Genomic DNA, 19,969 nt, shown 5'->3' on the forward strand with positions numbered 1-19,969 from the left:
TTATGAATTAACTCACCCATTATTAATTATTTTAATAGATAAATATATTATAATTAATCGTATTAATTGATTAAAATAACAACATAATTTCTCCTTAATCTTTAGTCCCGATTCTATATTTAAAGTCTAGATTTTTGTTATACAAGAGTTTTTATATAAAATAGCTTCGGAGCCTAATACTTAAATTTTACACAAAATTAATACAATGATTTAGCTTAAAAAAATAGCGATTTCGAATTGGATTGACTTAGTAAATTGTTACAATACAATATGTTCAAAAGTTGTACACATCTTGTAACAAAACGGTAAATATCATGAAAAAACTCGGTTTAGCCACTGCTTTATTATTAGCCATGACCGGTGCTCAAGCATATCAATTTGAAGTTCAAGGTCAATCAGAGTTCATCGACAACACTGCAAATGAACAAGACTTCACTGGTGCAGTTCAAGGTACTTACTACTTCAACAATGTTGATGCTTCTAAAGGTCCTTTAGCTGAAGCTGCTTTTTTAAACCAAGCATCTAATGTTTCTGCTGCTTATACATACGGCGAAGACGGACAAGAATTTGGTGATCGCACTGTGCACCATACTTTCGGTGTAAAAGGTGAAGCGTATATCCCGACTAACGTTGTTCCTGCTTATGCAAGCGCTTCTTATAGCCATACCATCGCGGATAACAAAGCGGGCGACGTAGACGGCAATGGTGACCGTTATGCATTAGAACTAGGTGCATTACTAATCCCTAACTTCTTGGTTGCTGTGGGTTATACCAGCGTTGCTGACCAAACTTCTTATGATGCTTTCAACATGTTTAACAACGGTGTTGCTAAAGCTGCTCTTGAATCTGGCACAATCAATGAAGACCAAGACGCAATCACTGCCCGCACTAAATATGTAGGCGCGATTGACGGAACCAACATGTCAATCGGTTTTGAAAGTGGCCTGGTTTATGGTGAAGATACTGCCTACAACTTAGGTACAACTCTTTTCCTTAACCCACAGTTAAGCGTTGGCGCATCTTATATGGAATCTAGCTTTGCTGGTTCTCCAGACAAAGCTTGGGGCGCGAACGTAAACTACTTCATCACTCCTGCTGTTGCAGTTGGCGCATCTTATGTAAATGCAAATGCTGAAGGCCAAGCACTGGATACACAAACGATTGGTGTAAATGCCAAATTCCGTTTCTAATTTCTGATTAGATTCTGAATCAAAAAAGGACGCATATTGCGTCCTTTTTTATTGTTTTATGACTTCGTTTACTCAGGTGTACGTACCAGACTTAAGAAGTGCAAATGACGTTCATATTGGTCAATGATGTCCTGCAATAGATCTTCTTGCGTCCACTCCATCACATCATAACCCTGCCCACCTTCTCTTAAAAAGACTTCTGCCTGATAGGAATCTACGCTCGCATTCTCCAGTTCAGACATAAAGCTTGGACTTAAAGTCTGGGTGGCATTGACCTGATAGATAAAATTAATTTCATCCTGATGATCAACACGGAGCTGTATACCGTCTTCTAGCGGGCTAATCACCACGTGTAATCGGCGCCGTTTCAATTCACTTTGAAAGCTGAGAAATGCCTTATTCACTGTATTGTGAATATACTGCTGCACCTCTTCCTGAGTGTGCGGATAATGCATAATCAGGCCTAATCGCTGTTGCCAGCTGCGCGGATTCTGGATCGCACGCGGGGTAATCCGTGCGGCTTGCAGCGCATGCATTTTGGTAACATCCAGATGTAAGGCTTTGATTAATCCCCAGCACATCAGCAGCATAATGAAGGTAAATGGCAAGGCGCTCATGATCGTGGCCGATTGCAAGGCTTCTAAGCCACCCGCCAGCAAGAGGATGATGGCTAACAAAGCCATGAGCACGGTCCAGAATAGACGCTGCCAGGTCGGTGAATTTTCACTTTTTGCTGTCAGATAATCAGTCACCAATGCCCCTGAATCGGCAGAAGTCACAAAGAACAGCATCACTAGTAAAGTCGCAATGATACTGGTTACTGAGCTAAAAGGCAGATTAGCTAAAAATTCGAATAGAGCCACAGATGAATCACGCTGAACTGCTTCTAGCAAGCTGGTATTGGCTTCATGCATAATGCTATACAGCGCGGCATTGCCCATAAAACCCATCCAGATCAGGGTAAATCCGGTCGGAATCAGCAATACACCCACGATAAATTCACGAATACTGCGCCCTTCCGAGACCCGGGCAATGAACATCCCGACAAATGGCGACCAGGAAATCCACCAGGCCCAGTACATGATGGTCCAGCCGCCAATCCAGCCACTTGGCTGATAGGCATACAGATTAAAGGTCATGCTAAACAGATTAGAGACATACTGGCCGGCATTCTGAATAGTCGTCTGTAACAGATAAATACTCGGACCTGCCACAAAGACAAAGATCAGCAACAGCAGTGCAAGCACCAAATTTAGTTCAGATAAACGTTTAATTCCTTTATCTAATCCAAAAAATACGGAAGTCGCTGCCATGGTACTCACGACAATGATCAGAATCACCTGAGTGCTAGGTGCCTGTTCAACACCAAACAGGTAATTCAAGCCTGAATTGATCTGTGTGACCCCAAAACCCAGTGTGGTGGCCACACCAAATACCGTACCAATGGTGGCAAAGGTATCTACGCCATCTCCAATCGGACCATAGATCTTTTGACCAATCAGCGGATATAAGGCCGAACGGATTTTTAAAGGCAATTGATGCCGGTAAGCAAAATAAGCTAGCGATAGGCCAACCAGCGTATAAATGGCCCAGGCATGTAAGCCCCAGTGGAAAAAGGTGACCCGCATAGATTGTTGTGCAGCCAGTACAGTTTCCGGTTCACCGGCAGGTGGCGTAACATAATGCATCACCGGTTCGGCCACACCAAAGAACATCAGGCCAATCCCCATGCCTGCGGTGAATAACATCGCAAACCAGGAGGCACTGCTATATTTCGGTTGACTATGCTCGGGCCCCAGTTTGATTTTGCCCATATCCGACAGGGCAATATAAGCCAGAAGGATGATAAATATCGCCACCGACAATACATAGAACCAGCTAAAGGACGTGGTAATCCACTGGTTCAGTTGCTGGGTAAAAACTGAAAAAGCATCGGGTGCAAATACGACCAACGCTAAAAATATCGCAATAATGGCGACAGTACTGATAAAAACATTTGGATTGATATTGGCAAAACAGGATGGTTTTGTGGAAGGCATACATCCTCCATTTTTTAAAAATTGGATCGACAAACAGCGTCAAATAATTATTGGTAAGGTCAAAATGATCAGACAGATTCAGTCTATGGGAGCTAGATCTCCTGCTATTTTAGGATGTGACACAAAATAAAGCCGTTAAGTTACTGTAACAAATACAATAAAAGGATGAGTCTCATTGCCCAGGCGGGTTTTCTCTATTTTTCACGTTCTTTTTATGCGGTAGACGTGCGATATATTGCAAGGCAATTAAGCGGGATACAATCAGCGCCAGATACATCACCCCGACAAACATCTGGATAATGGCTAGCATCCGTGCGACCGGACTGACCGGCATGATATCAGACAGTCCTGTTGCAGATTGCACACTGAAACTAAGAAAAATCAGATCCAGCCAGGGTTGATAGGCTTGCAGATCGGGGTCTGAAAAGCTGTACGGCACCAGCAGCTGACAGATACTGTAGAGGAAGGCAAAGCCCCAGGCCAGCAAGGTAAATACTGCGCCAGCGGCAAAGAGTTCATCCTTGGTAAGATAACGGTCATGAAACATATAACGCAGTAGGCCATAGGCTGCACTAAAATAAGCACCAGCTTCAAACAGGTGGGCGGTGACATGGATCCAGGTATAACGCAGTCCCAGCACAATCAGGGAGGAAAAGAGAATTGCGCCGGCGACAAAGCTGAGTCCTAAAATGGTAAACATCGGAGTCTGGCGAATGACTCTGGCAATCACCAGCAAAACCAGAACACCCAGTACCCAGGTTCCCGCCCGATAAGACATGCTTCCATAACTCAATACCGACAAGAGCAAGATCAGCAATTGCAGGCACAACAGCCATGCCGAAGGCAAATGGGTAAAGCTGTTCCAGAACTGCTGCAGAGATTGCTTCATAATGCCCTTCTTGTTGCTATTCTTGTTACTATCTTCATGTAGGGAATACATTGTTATTGTTAACAGCTTTTAACATAGCATGCTCAAAGCCACTTGCAGATATACGATTTGTATGAAAATTACTGAAATAACACTGCACAAATCCAGCCAGCTCAATGCAATACGGCATTTATCCTAAAGAAAAAACTTGATGATATCTCCATAAAAAAGCCCCTGACGGGGCTTTTTTAGCGTAGCGCAGATCTTAGTGATCCGATGCGCCTGAGATACCAATACCGGTTTGTGAGCGTACAAACTGCGCATCAAAGGCTTTGCGTTCTGCCTGAGCCTGTGCCGAATTATCCGTCACAGAGAACAACCAGCAGCACAAGAATGACAATGGCATCGCGAAGATTGCAGGACCATTGAACGGGTTCACTGGCGTATCAGAAATACCCAAAGTATCGACCCATACTGCTTTAGACAGCACAATCAAGGTTACTGCGGTTACCAGACCGGCAACACCACCAATAACTGCACCACGTGTCGTCAAACCTTTCCAGAACATAGACAATACTAGTACCGGGAAGTTGGCACATGCCGCAACCGAGAATGCCAGACCGACCATGAAGGCTACGTTTTGTTTCTCGAACAGAATCCCGAGAATCATCGCGAAGATCGCAAGACCTAAAGTCGCAATTTTAGACATACGTAGTTCAGATTCAGGCGTGGTTTGGCCTTTCTTCAACACGTTGGCATACAAGTCATGCGAAATTGCTGAAGCACCTGACAGGGTCAAACCAGCAACGACTGCAAGAATCGTGGCAAATGCAACTGCAGAAATGAAGCCCATGAACAGGTCGCCGCCCACTGCATCAGACAGGTGCACCGCCGCCATGTTATTACCACCCACCAGCTCCAGCTTGCCAGTCACAGCCATTTTCGCAACATCAAGGAATTGCGGGTTGTTCGATACATATAGAATCGCACCGAAACCAATGATGAAGGTTAATAGGTAGAAATAACCAATAAAACCTGTAGCAACTACGACTGATTTACGCGCTTCTTTGGCATCTTTTACCGTGAAGAAACGCATCAGGATATGTGGCAGACCTGCGGTACCAAACATCAATGCCAGACCTAAAGAAATCGCATCAATCGGATTAGACGCCAGACTACCCGGACCCATGATCTTGGTCGCATCTGCCAGGCTCAAGTCATGCACTTTTGAGTAGACACCAATCGCCTGTTCAAACATGTTGGTAAAGCTGAAGCCCACACCTTTCATAACCATGAATGCCATAAAGGTTGCACCAGACAGCAACATCACCGCCTTGATGATCTGTACCCAAGTGGTTGCCAACATACCGCCGAACATCACGTAGGCCATCATCAACAAGCCAACGATCACGACTGCAATGTTATAGTTCAGACCGAATAGAAGTTTGATCAGCTGACCTGCACCCACCATCTGTGCAATCAGATAGAACGCGACCACAACCAGTGAACTTAAAGCAGCCAAGGTACGTACCGGTTTTTCCTGTAGACGGAAAGACACTACGTCTGACAGGTTGTATTTACCCAAGTTACGCAGACGTTCTGCCACCAGGAACAATACGATCGGCCAACCGACCATAAAGCCCAGTGAATACAGCAAGCCATCAAAGCCTGACAGGAACACCATCGCGGAAATACCCAGGAATGATGCTGCTGACATATAGTCACCGGCAATCGCCAGGCCATTCTGGAAACCAGAAATACCGCCACCGGCCGTATAGAAATCTGTGGTGCTGGTGGTTTGTTTCGCTGCCCATTTGGTAATGAACAGTGTTGCACCGACGAAAATCACAAACATGATAATCGCGTGCCAGTTGGTCGCCTGCTGTTCTGCTGCACCCAGATCAGGACCAGCGAAAGCCATACCTGAGGCCATTGCAGTTGCAGCAAGAGCAATAAGAGAATTCCATTTCATCTTAGTGGTGTCCTTTTTCATGAGCAATCGCTTCGACTTCACGGATTGCTTCTTCAGTCAATTGATCAAGTTTGTTATTGGCAATGTAGGAATACACACCACACAAGATAAACGACAGGACAATGATACCCAGACCGAGTGGAATACCCCACGTAGTCACACCACCTGAAATTGAAGACAATAGAAATTCTTTGTTGTAACCAACCAGCAACATGAAACCCACATAGACAAATAGCATAATGCCGGTCAACGTCCAGCTGAGCATACTTTTCTTGCGGACCATTTCCTTGAATTTTGGATTTTGTAGAATACGATCTACTTGTACCTCATCCATAATTACTACTCCTGTAGCCCAACCTTGGGCTGCCTATTTTTTAATTCGAATTATCACTGTTGCAAGTTAACAATAATCGTAGGTGCTTGTAATTTAGACTTTGGTCGTTAAAAAATGATCAATTTAAACTGTAGCGTTCACGATGCGTTATCATAGCGGCATGCTCAGTACACATCAGGCTATATGAACAGTTGGCTCATCATAGGGGTACTCGCCCTCTATATCGCATTACTCTTTATCTGCGCTTTCTACGGGGAAAAACATGCCAGCCGGCTGAGTACCCGTGGGCGTATGCTATTGTTTAGTTTAACTTTAGGAGTGTACTGCTCCTCCTGGACCTTTTACGGCGCCACGGGTGCTGCGGTACGTGAAGGGATTATTTTCCTGCCGATCTATCTGGGTCCGCTACTCTTTGTTGCTGTCGGCTATGACATCTGGCGCCGTCTGGGACGGGTGAGACAGCATCATGCCATTTCTTCGATCGCTGACTTTGTCGCAGCACGCTATGGTAAAAGTGGTCCCCTCGCCTCGCTGGTAACCATTCTGGCGGTGGTAGCGATTGTGCCTTATCTGGCCTTGCAGTTACGTGCGATTGCCTTAAGTGCCGCCGTCATCCTGGAACCTTCCGCAGGTGTAACCGGCACGACCAATGGCGTGCTGTTTCTGACTGGGGTTCTGGCGATACTGGCGATGATGTTTGGTACCCGGCAGATTGCCAATACTGAACAGCATGGCGGGTTGATGCTGGCCGTGGCATTTGAGTCTTTTGTTAAACTTTTTGCCCTGTTGGCAGTTGCCTGTTTCTTTATGTTTGAAGCACCAGAAAATCTGGCACAGATCAGTAGCGATATCAGTACCACTTTTCATGATGTGCAACTGTTTGGCGTACCACAAAGTTTCTGGATTCAGACCTTGCTGGCGGCACTGGCCATTATCTGCCTGCCGCGCCAGTTCCATGTAGCGGTGGTTGAGCTGCGCGATGAAAAACATATCCGCGGTGCGCGGCGCTGGTTTGCGGTCTATTTGATTCTGACTACCCTGGCGATTATTCCCATTGCCAGCTGGGCGCTACATGCTGCACCACAATACCTGGCCATTCCGGATGTGGCGGTACTCTCTTTGCCACTCAGCTATAATCAGGACTGGCTCACTTTATTAGCCTTCTTGGGTGGTTTCTCTGCCTCTACCGGGATGCTGCTGGTGTCTTCCGTGGCACTGTCAATCATGCTCAGTAATGACCTGATCATGCCGGCGTTGTGGCGCTTAAAGCTGATTTCCCGGCATGACAAACGCTTGCCGCTGGTACTGAAATTTACCCGCAGGGTCTGTATTCTGGGCGTGATGTTGATGGGCTTCCTGTTCTTCAACTTCTTTAATGATATTGACCAGCTCTCGGTTTTTGGTCTGCTGGCATTTAGTGCGGTGGCACAATTCGCCCCTGCCCTGATCGGCGGCCTGTACTGGCGTGGCGGCAGTAAACAGGGTGTCTATGCCGGACTGTTGACCGGTTTTGCCTTGTGGGCTTATACCCTGCTGTTTCCGACCATTTTGCGCAGCCTACCCGAAGCCTATAGCAGCTTTAGCCAAAGCTTGCTGAATCAAGGTCCTTGTGGCTGGAACTGGTTAAGACCGGAAGCCCTGATTGGTTTTGAGTCTTTTGATCCGCTGACGCATGGAGTAGTCTGGGCACTGGGCTTAAATACCCTGCTGTATATCTGGATTTCCCGTATTTTCCGTCCGAGTATTGCCGAACAGATTCAGGCCGAAAGTTTCTTCTATTATGAAACCAAGCCACTACCCTCGCAGAGTCCTTCTACCGAGGTCAGCTATTCGCATCAGGATGTCGCCCGTTTAAAAGTTGGTGACCTGATTACCCTGGCCAAACGCATTACCGGCGAAGGCCCAACCACACGCGCTTTCCAGCAGTTTTGTACCCAAAACAGTGTTGAACTGAATGAAAACAGCAGTGCCAATGGCATGTGGTGGCGTTTCACTGAACAGTATCTGGCGGGGACTATCGGGGCAGCTTCAGCACGTACCCTGCTCACCACAGCCATGGTCAACAATGGCCTGGCCTTGGGTCAGGTCGCCAATATTCTCGATCAGGCCTCGCAATGGCAACGCTTTAATCAGAACCTGATCATGACCATGATTGATCACATGACCCAAGGGGTCAGCGTAGTCGATGAAAACATGTGTCTGGTCGCATGGAACAATCAGTATCTGAAACTGTTCGATTATCCGACCGATATTGTCTATGTCGGTTGTCCAATCGCAGACCTGATCCGTTATAACGCTGAACGTGGTGAATGTGGCCCTGGCTCGGTTGAAGAACATGTACGGAAACGGATTCACTGGATGCAGGTCGGCAGTGCCCATGAATTTGAACGGATTCGTAAAGATGGCCGCGTCATTCAGATGCGCGGCAATCCGATCGAAGGCGGCGGGTTCGTTACCACTTTCGCCGATATTACTGCCTTCCGTGAAAATGAAGCCGTGCTTGAAGCCCGCGTTCAGGACCGTACCCAGCAGCTGGCCGATGCATTGTCCGAGCAGCAACTGGCGCGTGAACAGGCCGATAAGGCCAATATGTCAAAAAGCCGCTTCATTGCAGCCGCCAGTCATGACCTGTTGCAGCCAATGCATGCCGCGCGCCTGTTCAGTACCGCACTCGAACAAAGCGTGCAGAATGATGAAGACCGCAAGACCTTACAACAACTGGATCGTGCTTTGCATGGTGCAGAAAGCATGTTGTCTGCCCTGCTGGATATTGCCCGACTGGAAGGCGGCACCATTCAGCCGAAACGTCAGGCTTATCCGCTGCATGACCTGCTCAGCGATCTGGAACTCCAGTTCAAATCCATCGCTGCACAGCGTGGTATCAAGTTCAGTGTGCATGATGCACAGTTCTGGATTGATACCGATCCACAATGGATTCGCCGCATTATCCAGAACTTTGTCAGCAATGCGTTGCGTTATACTGCCAGAGGTAAAGTGGTGGTCGGTGTATTACGTTCGAGCAGCAGACCGAATCATATCCGTATTGGCGTCTGGGATACTGGCCCGGGCATTGCCGAAGAACAGCGCATCAAACTGTTTCAGGAATTTGAACGTTGCGGCCACACCTCGCCTTGGGGTGAACAGGGTCTGGGCCTAGGTTTGGCGATCGTACAACGCATGACCAGCATGCTGGACTATCCGGTACATGTGTCTTCTGCGCTGGGTAAAGGTTCCTGCTTTATGATTGAAGTGCCTGTGATCGAAGCACCGAAAGTGGTCGCAGCACCGGTTCAGGCCGTACCTTTAAAGAGCAAAGCCTTTAAGATTCTATGTCTGGATAATGATGAAACCATTCTGGAAGGCATGTCGACCTTATTGACCAAATGGGGTTATCAGGTGTTTAAAGCCACTGAACCTGAACAAGCAGCCATGCTGATTCAGCAGGAAAATATTCAGGTCTGGCTGGTGGATCAACATCTGAATCAGGACAAGATCGGTCTGGATTTCATTCTGGAACATCGTTCGAAGGATATTCCGGTCGCATTGATTACCGCCGATTCCGATCCGGAATTGCCGCAACGTCTAAAAGAGCTAAACATTGTTCTGCTGAAAAAACCGCTAAAACCGGCCTCATTACGTTCATGGTTATCTGGACTGAAAATTTCCGACTCCTAAGTAGATAACGATCTGATCAATGCCCATTTCACACCCTGAAATGGGCATTTTTTATACTCAACTGCCACATAAACTTACCTAGCTTGCATAAAATTTATTCTAATGTGCTAAAAGCAGCAAATATGCCGAAAATACAGCTGAATAAATTGACCAAAATGCTCATTTTTTAATTCACTATGGCAAAAACTGACGAATGTATTAATGTACATGTGTACACTTAGTTACAATTAATTATCTTATTGTTTTTAATAAAAATTAAAGAGTAATTTTCCACTACTATAACTTTAGTCGTATTTTTATCCCTTGTACTTGGCTCTAAAAATAGAGGAATAAGAAACGATCAGTTCCCATCTCATGCAGCCTTAATTTTTTGGTCGCTGATCTATTTCTGCATATCGGAGTTCTTCACATGAACATAGATCAAAACCATGGCCTGAATCAGACCCAGCAGTTTCACCGTCAATATGGCGCCAATGCCTTATTGCCAAGCATTGACTGGGCACAGATCTTTAAATACAGCAAGCTGAATGATGCCCAGTATCAGGCACTGGAAACGCTGTATCAGAGTGCAGTCCCTCTGGCACTGCAAGTCTTTGATGAATTACATTTTGATGTCTTTGAACCTTATGCCTACAAGCCGCAAGGTCTGGGTCTATTTGAAAAGATTGCTGAACAGGAAGACAAGCTGATTCAGTCTTTAGAAGCTGAAACAGAGGATCTTCCGGCAAAGACCCGTCATCAGATCTGGAGCATGTTGCTGCGTGGTGGCGCGGTACTGGTCTTTAAGGCCTGGCTGGGTAAAGTCAAAAATGAAGAAGATTGTCTGGACACCAGCCAGTTTGATGAGCTGTCTGATCTGTTATTTATCAAAACCTGCCCACATGAACTGGCACAACGTTTACATGTCGATCCGAATACGCGCGACGAACATGTCTTCCTGATGTATGACAATGAAGTTTATCTGGATCGTTTTAACAGTCTGGAAACTGCAGCACTATTTGTCGATCTCGGTGTTTATGATGCGACTTTCCTGAGTCTGCGTGATGATCGCGTGGCGGAATATCTGAAATCGAAAGGTTATGTCACCGAAGAGCAGATTGACGAATTGCAATGTGCCTTAAATCCATTGTTTTGTGATGATTTCACCCGCAAGCAGGATTATATCGCCTAGCTGATTCAGGCCTTTGCACTCAATTTTTCAGATTTCACCCATAAAAAAAGACCTCCAAGGAGGTCTTTTTCAATTCGGCTATGCAGAACTTACATTTTGCGGTCTTCAATATTCAGTGCATTAATGGCCAATACCGCTTGTGTCCGGTTTTGTACTCCGAGTTTACGGAAGATTGCCGTCACATGCGCTTTAATCGTCGCTTCTGACACATCCAGTTCATAAGCGATCTGCTTGTTTAATAAACCTTCAGCCACCATCATCAATACCCGGAACTGTTGCGGCGTCAAAGACTGGATCCGTTCTGCCAAAGCCGTTTCATCGGCAGCACGCGGATCAAAATTCATATTGGCTGGCAGATTTGGTGGTAACCAGATTTCACCTTCCAGCACTTCACGAATCGCTTCACCGATATGGCTTGGGTGAGCAGATTTAGGAATATAGCCCATCGCACCATGCGCGATCGCACGCTGGATGATGCTGACTTCTTCATGTGCAGACACAACAATAATCGGTAAAGACGGATACTGTGCGCGGACATGCACCAGGGCAGAAAAGCCGGAAGCGCCCGGCAGGTTTAAATCCAGCAGCACAAGATCAGGCTCAGGGCCATTTTCTAGACGTTCATAAAATTCATTGACTGCCGCAGTTTCATGAATCTGGGCTTGTGGCAGGCTATAACGTACAGCTTGAATCAAGGCATGACGAAATAGTGGATGATCATCAACGATTAAAATATTCATAGGCAACGTGAGAGAGATCTTGGCACGGTAGCCCCTATTCTAACCACACAACCCAGTTAAGGATATGCAAGACACTACAATTTTTAAAATAATATGCAGTTTTTCTTCAAAATTGCCCATTTTTGCACTATTGCAATAATTGTTTAATTCTCATCACTTTTTTATATATCACTTATTCCTTACTAAAAAAGCTTATCTCTATTCAATATAAATATAAAAATCATTCACTTATCCACAAAACCCTCCTTAAAAATCAGGCCTTTGTCGTATATCGCAAAATCAGATAACTTTTCAGCTTTTCGTTATTTTACAGCCCTTCGCTGAATGAGGATTAATAGGGTCATTCCGAGATTACCCCTATTTTTCAGGTTCTAAATATGTCTAATTTTAATGCGCAAAAACCCTTAAATATTGTGGCCGTATCTGGCGGTTTAAATCATCCTTCAAAAACCGAAGCCTTGGTTCAGGCCATTCTGGATGAGCTGGGTGAAGCGACACCGATCAATGTGCATTTCATTAAATTTAGCGAAATTGGTTCGCTCTTGGGCGGTGCAATTTACCGCAATCAGTTGCCACAACGTGTTCAGGATGACCTGGCAGCAGTAGAAGCCGCAGATGCGCTGATTGTGGGCACTCCTGTGTACCGCGCTTCATTTACCGGCCTGTTCAAGCATTTCTTTGACTTTGTCGAGCAAACGGCGCTGGTCGATGTTCCGGTATTACTGGCAGCTTCTGGTGGCAGTGACCGTCATGCGCTGGTGCTTGAACATCAACTGCGTCCTTTATTCAGCTTCTTTCAGGCACAGACTTTACCGATTGGGGTCTATGCCACCGACCGCGATTTCACCCCTGAATATACCATTCACAGTGAATTGCTCCGCGACAGGATTACCCTGGCTGTGGCGCGTGCATTGCCGATTCTGGAATGGGCACCAGCCAAGGGACAACGTGCTGAAGTCATCAAAGAAAAAACCATTCAGGCGAGTCAAAATCTAGGCATTAACAAGCAAATTGAACAAGAAGAAGTGCTGCCTTCAGCAGCCGTGCCGAGCCTGGATGCCGCAGAATCGCGCTTACACAGCAAGAAAGCACCAAAGACTCAAGTGGCTTGAACAGAGCATTGCAGAGGGTGATGAATATGTCGAATGATAAAAATATCGTATTTGCCTATTGGGTGCCGAATGTCAGCGGTGGCTTGGTGGTCAGTAACATCGAGCAGCGCACTGACTGGAGTTATGACTATAACGTGTGTCTGGCACAAACCGCTGAACAGGCAGGCTTCGACTATGCTCTGACCCAGATCCGTTTTACCGCCGGCTATAATGCAGAAAACCAGCATGAATCCGTCAGCTTCAGTCATGGCATTCTGGCCAAAACAGAACGCCTGAAAGTCATTGCTGCGATTCTGCCGGGTCCATGGAAGCCAGCACTGGCTGCCAAACAACTGGCAACGATTGACCATCTGAGCAATGGCCGGATCGCGATCAATGTGGTCAGTGGCTGGTTCCGTGGTGAGTTTGATGCGATTGGTGAAGAATGGCCGGAACATGACGAGCGTTATGCCCGTTCGGAAGAGTTTATCCGTAGCCTGAAAGGGGTCTGGATCCAGAACAACTTTAATTTTGACGGTAAATATTATCAATTTAAAGACTATACCTTGAGTCCGAAACCACTACAAAAACCGCATATTGAAATCTTTCAGGGCGGCAGTTCCCGGGCAGCACGTGATATGGCATCCCGTGTATCTGACTGGTACTTTACCAATGGCAATACCCCGGAAGAACTGAAAAAACAGATCGATGATATTCGTGAAAAAGCCAAGGCCAACAACCACTCGGTGAAAATTGGTGTAAATGCCTTTGTGATTGCACGGGATAGCGAAGAAGAAGCCCAGGCCGTATTGCAGGAAATTATTAGCAAGGCCAATGTGCAGGCAGTGAAATCTTTTGGTGAAGCGACCCGTGAAGCCGGCGCAGCAAGTCAGGAAGGTGAAGGCAACTGGGCCAAATCCACCTTTGAAGATCTGGTGCAATACAATGACGGGTTCCGCACCAATCTGATCGGGACACCGCAGCAGATTGCTGAACGGATTATCGAGCTGAAAAAAGTGGGCGTTGATCTGATTCTGTCAGGCTTCCTGCACTTTATTGAAGAGGTTGAATATTTTGGCCAGAAGGTGCTGCCTTTGGTCCGTGAGCTTGAAGCACAACAGGCAACACCTGTGCAGCAAGAAGAAGCTGAGCCCGTATAATCATTCCAATAAATCTCAGCAGACTCACTCCCTCCCTCAAGGCTCGGCTTGGGGGATTTTTTTATGTGATAAAATTGTTGTCTGGCTAGGTTTGAGACCAGCAATTCCTTAAAATTCTGCACTAACGACTTTCCAAGAATTTTAATAATGCAACTGATCTGGTTTCGTCAAGACCTCCGCATTCATGATCATGCCGCGCTCTGGCATGCCACGCAGCAAGGACCCTGTTTTGCTCTCGTGGTTCTCTCTCCCGAACAATGGAAACTGCATCAGGATGCCCGGATTAAAATCGATTTTTATCTGCGCCGCCTCAGCATCTTAAAGCAGCAGTTAACGCAGCTGAATATTCCATTAATCATTTTAAATATTCCCTTATGGCAAGACCTGCCTGCCGAAATGCGAAGCCTGTGCCAAAAACTGCAGATTGATACGCTACATGCCAATATTGAAGTGGGCGTGAATGAACTGCAACGTGATGCACAGGTACAGCAGATGCTGGAACAGCAGCAGATCCGGGTCGAGCTGTATCATGATCGCAGCCTGTTTCCACTAACCAGTATCCGCAATCAGTCCAATCAACCCTATCAGGTCTATAGCGCATTCAAGAAAAAATGCTATGAGCGACTGATTCAGAATATACCGGGCTGCTATCCTGCCATTCAGCCTCAAGATCCGTTTGAATTACCAGACCAGCTGACCAGTTTTGATCTGCAAAAATTTGCGGCTGATTATTCTGTCGATCATGCTGCCCAGCTCTGGCCTGCAAAAGATCAAGCTGCCTTTGAGCTGCTCGATGATTTTATCGGGGAGAAAATGGCTCACTATAAAACTGAGCGAGATCTACCTGCAGTCGATGGTACCAGCCGCCTGTCACCATATCTGAATATCGGTATTCTCTCGATCCGTCAATGTATGCAGACCCTGTTTAAGGACGGATATTTCCAGATTGATAATATCGGTCAGCAGACTTGGCTAGATGAACTGCTCTGGCGCGAATTTTATCTGCATACCCTGTTTGATTTTCCCCGTGTATCCAGACATCGGCCTTTTAAGGAAAATACCGATAAAATCCAGTGGCGCAATGCACCAGATGATTTGGCTGCCTGGCAACAAGGACAAACCGGGATTCCGATTGTCGATGCTGGCATGCGGCAAATGCGAGCCATTGGCTGGATGCATAACCGGGTACGCATGATTACTGCAATGTTCCTGTGTAAAAACCTGCTGATAGACTGGCGCTTGGGAGAAAGCTGGTTTATGCAGTATCTGATTGATGGTGATCTGGCGGCGAACAATGGCGGTTGGCAATGGTGTGCTTCGACTGGCATGGATGCCGTACCCTATTTCCGGATTTTTAATCCGGTCAGCCAGTCACAGAAGTTTGATCCGAATGGGGATTATATTCGCCGCTGGGTGCCGGAACTGGGGCATCTGGATGCTAAATCTATTCATGAACCCTATGCCAAAAATCCGGATCTTGAACTGGATTATCCAAAACCGATCGTGGATTTAAAAGCCTCTCGTGTAAGAGCGATTGAAGCGTTTAAGCAAATTTAAAACCAAATTTTTCATCCCGAATAAAACAGCCTCCGATAAAGAGGCTGTTTTATTTTTAGATCAGGAATAAAAACTCGGATCAGGCATTTTTCCAGTCAGCACCCATTCCCCCACTTCCTGATATTTATAATCGATCGGATCATGCAAAGTCTGGGTGCGGACATTGCGCCAGAAACGGTCCAGATTGAGCTTGGCCGTGGTGGCCCGCGCACCCATCACCTGGAAAATATTCTGGGTAATATAGAGAGAGGTATTGGTTGCAGCAATTTTAGCTGTGGCAATGGCAACCGAGACTTCACCGCGCTGTTCGGCACTTAAATCATTCCCAAGCTCCCAGGCTGCCTGTAAACCCTGAACTGCTTTATCTGCGAGTAAGCGTACACCTTCTAGCTGTACATAGAACTCGGCAAAATGCTTCTGGGTAAAAGGATCATTCACTGCATCGTCTGCCAGTGATTTGGACCAGGCTTTTTGGGTCTGTACGCCCTGTCTGGCGATTTCAAATGCTCCTTCTGCCACGCCCAAAAACAGATGCACGAAAATCAGCTGGGCAATCAAAGGCCGTAGACTGGAATACGGCGTACTCAGTGGACCTGGATTTAACAGCAATTCATCTTCATGAATGTTGACCTGCTCAAAATGGCTGGTACCACTGTCGGTCTGGCGTTGGCCCATATTGTTCCAGTCACCCAGAAAACTCACACCCTCTCGCTGGGTCGGAATCACACCTATCAGCAATTTTCCGGCTTCGTTATAGCCCGAACACAACAACATATCTGAATCGATCGAACCCGAGCAGAAGCTTTTATCACCATGGAAAATATATTCGTTTTCTGAAACTTTTATGGCTGTGGTACGACGATCCAGTGGATTTAGAGTATTACCCCAAAACAGATTATTTTGGGCAGTCTGTTCAAACCACGCACCATATTGTTCAGGTTGAGAAAATAATTGAACGGTCGCAATCAGCAAATGGTGAAAGCCGTAGACATGGGCCAATGAACTGTCGACTTGGGCAATGGTCTGAATGGTGCTAAAAATAGTCTGCCAATCCGCCTCCTGACCGCCGTACTGCTTTGGAATGGACAGGCCAAGCAAGCCACTCTGGCGAATCAGGTCACGCTCGGCTTTGGGATTCTCCCCCTGTTTATCCCGCTCTGCTGCAGTCTGGGCAAAAGTTTCAGCCAGTTGCCGGGCAATCTCTAAGGGCGACCGATCGAGATATGATTGTCGTATATTCATTGTTTTTGGACCTATATTCAGCATGGCTCGAGCTTAGCAGATTGCAGCCTGTCACTATATCCGAAAGCATGCAGAGCTTATTCCCGATATAAAAATACCGGCAGGACGCCGGCATTTAAAAAGTTTAAATTTAAGCATTATTACGCTGTACTTCTGCAATCAGATGATCCACCACTTGCGGTTCAGCCAGGGTCGAAGTATCTCCTAGACTGTCCAGCTCATCGGCTGCAATTTTTCGCAAGATCCGACGCATGATTTTGCCGGAACGGGTTTTTGGCAATGCCGGCGCCCAGTGCAAGGCATCGGGAGTCGCCACTGGCCCGAGAATCTTGCGTACCCAGCTGACCAGTTCCGCACGTAATTGATCTGAACTGGCAACATCAGCCTGCAAGGTCACAAAGGCACAAATGCCCTGACCTTTAATGTCATGCGGCATACCGACTACAGCGGCTTCAGCCACCGATTCATGCGCCACCAGTGCACTTTCAATTTCTGCAGTACCTAAGCGGTGTCCAGATACATTCAGGACATCATCGACACGGCCGGTAATCCAGTAATAACCATCTTTATCGCGACGCGCCCCATCTCCGGTAAAATAAGTACCTGGATAGGTCGAGAAATAAGCTTCAATAAAGCGCTCCGGGTCTCCCCAAATGGTGCGCATCTGACCTGGCCAGGAATCCTTAATCACCAGATTTCCCTCAGCTTCACCCTCCAGTTCCTTGCCATCGGCATCGACAATAGCCGGTTGTACCCCGAAGAAAGGCCGTGTCGCAGAACCCGGTTTTAAATCAGTCGCACCCGGCAATGGTGTAATCATGAAACCGCCTGTTTCGGTTTGCCACCAGGTATCGATGACGGGACAGCGGCTTTCACCGACCACGGTGTAGTACCAGTTCCAGGCTTCCGGATTAATTGGCTCACCGACTGAACCTAAAATTCTCAGGCTACTGCGATCACTTTCCCGCACAAAAGCATCGCCCTCACGCATCATGGCGCGGATCGCGGTCGGTGCAGTGTAGAGAATGGTGACGTTATGCTTATCGACAATATGTCCGGTACGCGCCCAGCTTGGATATTGCGGTACACCTTCAAACATCACAGTGGTGGTCCCATTCGAAAGTGGCCCATACAGCACATAGGAATGTCCAGTGATCCAGCCGACATCTGCGGTACACCAGAACACATCATCCTGCTTGATATCAAACGCTTCACGGAAGGTGCAATTCACATAGGTCAGATAACCGCCAGTGGTATGCATCACGCCCTTTGGCTTGCCGGTGGAACCTGAGGTATACAGGATAAACAGCGGATCTTCGGCATTCATCGGTTCGGGTGGACAGATGTCATTCACTGACATAATTTCCGTGTGATACCACAGATCACGTCCTTCCTGCATTTCAATTGGGTTACCGGTGCGGTGTACCACCATTACATTTTGAATCGAGTCTGTACCCGCCAGTTTCAGTGCTTCATCGACATTGGCTTTCAGTGGAATGGCCTTACCGCCGCGCATGCCGGAATCCGCAGTAATCACCATTTTCGCCTGACAGTCTTCAATCCGGCTGGCCAAAGAATCTGGCGAGAAACCACCAAATACCACGCAATGCACCGCCCCGATCCGGGCACAGGCCAACATAGCAATCGCAGCTTCAGAAACCATCGGCATATACAGCATGACCCGGTCGCCTTTCTGGATGCCATTTTTCTTCAGCACATTGGCAAAACGGCAGGTTTCATCATGCAGCTCGGCAAAGGAAATAATCTTGTGCCGCGAAGGATGATCCCCTTCCCAGATGATGGCCGGTTTATAAGGATGTTCTTTCAGGTGCCGATCCAGACAGTTGGCGCTGACATTGAGCTGACCATCGGCAAACCATTCGATTTTAAAATCGTCTTTGTTAAAGCTGGTATTTTTGACTTGGGTAAAGGGCTTGATCCAGTCCAGACGTTGCGCCTGTTCTGCCCAAAATTTATCTGGCTGTTCTATAGAATATTGATAACGTTCAAAGTACTGGTCTTCGAGCGTACGTGCTGTTTTTTTAAATTCTTCGGGTACTGGATAGATCTCTTGCATAGGTCACTTCCTTGATTTTGTTCTATCTCATCACGAGAGGTTAATGCTGCGTTGTTGATTGTTTTTTATGCATAATGGCAGTATGGCCTGCTTATTTCGAATCCGGCAATCATGCTTTCGTCGTAGATTATTTATACAAATTCAATCAAAATAAACCACAACTTACAGTACAAAATCTTCTGCGCAACTGTGTATGATCTGTAGCACAGCCCTTTAAAAATAAAATTGATCGCTTGTAGTTATTTCATCTGATTTAGCAGGATACACTTTATGAAATCGCCTGAATCTCCCTACTTTAACCCGCCTGCGCTGCCTGCAACCGATCATCCCCTGTCGATGAAAGGTCGCTTCGGGCGCTTGAGCTTTATTGCCTGGTCGGCATTTCTGTATTTCATTTTTTTATTTGGCAGTATCGCACTGGGTCTCAGCATTGATATTGTGAATATTTCTACCCACTCCATGGATCCCAACTGGCTGATTTCACTGCAAGGTTTGGCCAGTATTGTTGTACTGGCCATGGTTCTGGTCTATGTGTATTTCGCTTTAGTGGTGACCGTTCGCCGTTTGCATGATATGAACCGCAGTGGCTGGTGGGCGCTATTATTTTTGCTGCCGCTAGTAAACATTTTTGTATGGCTTTATATCGTTTTTGGTTCGGGCGATCGAGGCACTAATCAGTATGGTCCGGCACGGATCACCTTGCTCTGGGAAAAAATTCTGGCCTGGCTGATGATTATCCTGACCCTGCTTAGCTTGTTGGGATCTATCGCTTTATTCAGTTATATGAGCGGTGAAGAACAAACCCCTACCCCCACGGAAATGATGCAAAAAACCACCAAATACTTTTAACAAC

Annotated in this window: 14 protein-coding genes; 7 read left to right on the forward strand and 7 right to left on the reverse strand. The window is 46.7% G+C overall.

Annotated elements, in window-relative coordinates; all coding sequences use genetic code 11:
* Positions 1-314: 314 nt before the first annotated feature.
* A complete protein-coding gene (gene omp33-36 / locus NI468_RS04000; protein WP_224217009.1) occupies positions 315-1,190 on the forward strand; it encodes a porin Omp33-36 in 876 nt (291 codons plus the stop codon).
* Positions 1,191-1,258: 68 nt separating this feature from the next.
* Here the strand turns inward: omp33-36 and NI468_RS04005 are convergent, their stop codons facing one another.
* The 4 genes from NI468_RS04005 to NI468_RS04020 all read right to left on the reverse strand — a co-directional run bounded on the left by NI468_RS04005 (position 1,259) and on the right by NI468_RS04020 (position 6,403).
* Complete coding sequence (locus NI468_RS04005) at positions 1,259-3,229, reverse strand: BCCT family transporter (RefSeq protein ID WP_253100091.1); 1,971 nt, start codon at positions 3,227-3,229, stop codon at positions 1,259-1,261.
* A 172-nt stretch (positions 3,230-3,401) separates the two neighbouring features.
* The gene (locus NI468_RS04010; RefSeq protein ID WP_005105364.1) at positions 3,402-4,118 is read right to left on the reverse strand and encodes an ion channel; all 717 of its coding nucleotides are present in this window, start codon (positions 4,116-4,118) and stop codon (positions 3,402-3,404) included.
* A gap of 244 nt (positions 4,119-4,362) precedes the next feature.
* A complete protein-coding gene (locus tag NI468_RS04015) occupies positions 4,363-6,069 on the reverse strand; it encodes a cation acetate symporter (RefSeq protein ID WP_253100094.1) in 1,707 nt (568 codons plus the stop codon).
* 1 nt (position 6,070) lies between these two features.
* A complete protein-coding gene (locus NI468_RS04020) occupies positions 6,071-6,403 on the reverse strand; it encodes a DUF485 domain-containing protein (RefSeq protein ID WP_004281374.1) in 333 nt (110 codons plus the stop codon).
* A 183-nt stretch (positions 6,404-6,586) separates the two neighbouring features.
* Between NI468_RS04020 and NI468_RS04025 the strand changes: the two genes are divergently transcribed.
* Complete coding sequence (locus NI468_RS04025; RefSeq protein ID WP_253100097.1) at positions 6,587-10,078, forward strand: hybrid sensor histidine kinase/response regulator; 3,492 nt, start codon at positions 6,587-6,589, stop codon at positions 10,076-10,078.
* Between the two features lie 409 nt (positions 10,079-10,487).
* A complete protein-coding gene (locus NI468_RS04030) occupies positions 10,488-11,249 on the forward strand; it encodes a hypothetical protein (protein ID WP_004647267.1) in 762 nt (253 codons plus the stop codon).
* A gap of 89 nt (positions 11,250-11,338) precedes the next feature.
* On the opposite strand, the gene NI468_RS04035 is transcribed toward NI468_RS04030, so the two are convergent.
* Positions 11,339-11,989, reverse strand: coding sequence for a response regulator (locus tag NI468_RS04035; protein ID WP_004281370.1), 651 nt, complete (start codon positions 11,987-11,989; stop codon positions 11,339-11,341).
* Between the two features lie 377 nt (positions 11,990-12,366).
* Between NI468_RS04035 and msuE the strand changes: the two genes are divergently transcribed.
* From msuE to NI468_RS04050, 3 genes are all read left to right on the forward strand, one after another.
* Positions 12,367-13,101, forward strand: coding sequence for an FMN reductase (msuE, locus tag NI468_RS04040; RefSeq protein ID WP_004281368.1), 735 nt, complete (start codon positions 12,367-12,369; stop codon positions 13,099-13,101).
* A gap of 26 nt (positions 13,102-13,127) precedes the next feature.
* Positions 13,128-14,240, forward strand: a complete 1,113-nt coding sequence (gene sfnG, locus NI468_RS04045) for a dimethylsulfone monooxygenase SfnG (RefSeq protein ID WP_253100100.1) — start codon at positions 13,128-13,130, stop codon at positions 14,238-14,240.
* A 147-nt stretch (positions 14,241-14,387) separates the two neighbouring features.
* Positions 14,388-15,797, forward strand: coding sequence for a cryptochrome/photolyase family protein (locus tag NI468_RS04050; RefSeq protein ID WP_253100103.1), 1,410 nt, complete (start codon positions 14,388-14,390; stop codon positions 15,795-15,797).
* A gap of 60 nt (positions 15,798-15,857) precedes the next feature.
* Here the strand turns inward: NI468_RS04050 and NI468_RS04055 are convergent, their stop codons facing one another.
* Positions 15,858-17,039, reverse strand: a complete 1,182-nt coding sequence (locus NI468_RS04055) for an acyl-CoA dehydrogenase family protein (RefSeq protein WP_253100106.1) — start codon at positions 17,037-17,039, stop codon at positions 15,858-15,860.
* 130 nt (positions 17,040-17,169) lie between these two features.
* Positions 17,170-19,116: an acetate--CoA ligase gene (acs, locus tag NI468_RS04060; RefSeq protein ID WP_253100109.1), complete on the reverse strand. Its 1,947-nt coding sequence runs from the start codon at positions 19,114-19,116 to the stop codon at positions 17,170-17,172.
* 270 nt (positions 19,117-19,386) lie between these two features.
* Between acs and NI468_RS04065 the strand changes: the two genes are divergently transcribed.
* On the forward strand, positions 19,387-19,965 hold the full coding sequence (locus NI468_RS04065; RefSeq protein WP_253100113.1) for a DUF805 domain-containing protein: 579 nt from the start codon (positions 19,387-19,389) through the stop codon (positions 19,963-19,965).
* Positions 19,966-19,969: the final 4 nt, after the last annotated feature.

It is taken from the genome of Acinetobacter lwoffii (genome assembly GCF_024129355.1).
Lineage (GTDB): Bacteria > Pseudomonadota > Gammaproteobacteria > Pseudomonadales > Moraxellaceae > Acinetobacter > Acinetobacter lwoffii_I.

Coding starts and splice junctions, on each gene's coding strand:
- msuE (WP_004281368.1), top strand. CDS start 12,367: ATGTCTAATTTTAATGCGCAAAAACCCTTAAATATTGTGGCCGTATCT.
- NI468_RS04050 (WP_253100103.1), top strand. CDS start 14,388: ATGCAACTGATCTGGTTTCGTCAAGACCTCCGCATTCATGATCATGCC.
- NI468_RS04025 (WP_253100097.1), top strand. CDS start 6,587: ATGAACAGTTGGCTCATCATAGGGGTACTCGCCCTCTATATCGCATTA.
- NI468_RS04055 (WP_253100106.1), bottom strand. CDS start 17,039: ATGAATATACGACAATCATATCTCGATCGGTCGCCCTTAGAGATTGCC.
- NI468_RS04010 (WP_005105364.1), bottom strand. CDS start 4,118: ATGAAGCAATCTCTGCAGCAGTTCTGGAACAGCTTTACCCATTTGCCT.
- omp33-36 (WP_224217009.1), top strand. CDS start 315: ATGAAAAAACTCGGTTTAGCCACTGCTTTATTATTAGCCATGACCGGT.
- acs (WP_253100109.1), bottom strand. CDS start 19,116: ATGCAAGAGATCTATCCAGTACCCGAAGAATTTAAAAAAACAGCACGT.
- NI468_RS04030 (WP_004647267.1), top strand. CDS start 10,488: ATGAACATAGATCAAAACCATGGCCTGAATCAGACCCAGCAGTTTCAC.
- NI468_RS04005 (WP_253100091.1), bottom strand. CDS start 3,229: ATGCCTTCCACAAAACCATCCTGTTTTGCCAATATCAATCCAAATGTT.
- NI468_RS04015 (WP_253100094.1), bottom strand. CDS start 6,069: ATGAAATGGAATTCTCTTATTGCTCTTGCTGCAACTGCAATGGCCTCA.
- NI468_RS04020 (WP_004281374.1), bottom strand. CDS start 6,403: ATGGATGAGGTACAAGTAGATCGTATTCTACAAAATCCAAAATTCAAG.
- sfnG (WP_253100100.1), top strand. CDS start 13,128: ATGTCGAATGATAAAAATATCGTATTTGCCTATTGGGTGCCGAATGTC.
- NI468_RS04065 (WP_253100113.1), top strand. CDS start 19,387: ATGAAATCGCCTGAATCTCCCTACTTTAACCCGCCTGCGCTGCCTGCA.
- NI468_RS04035 (WP_004281370.1), bottom strand. CDS start 11,989: ATGAATATTTTAATCGTTGATGATCATCCACTATTTCGTCATGCCTTG.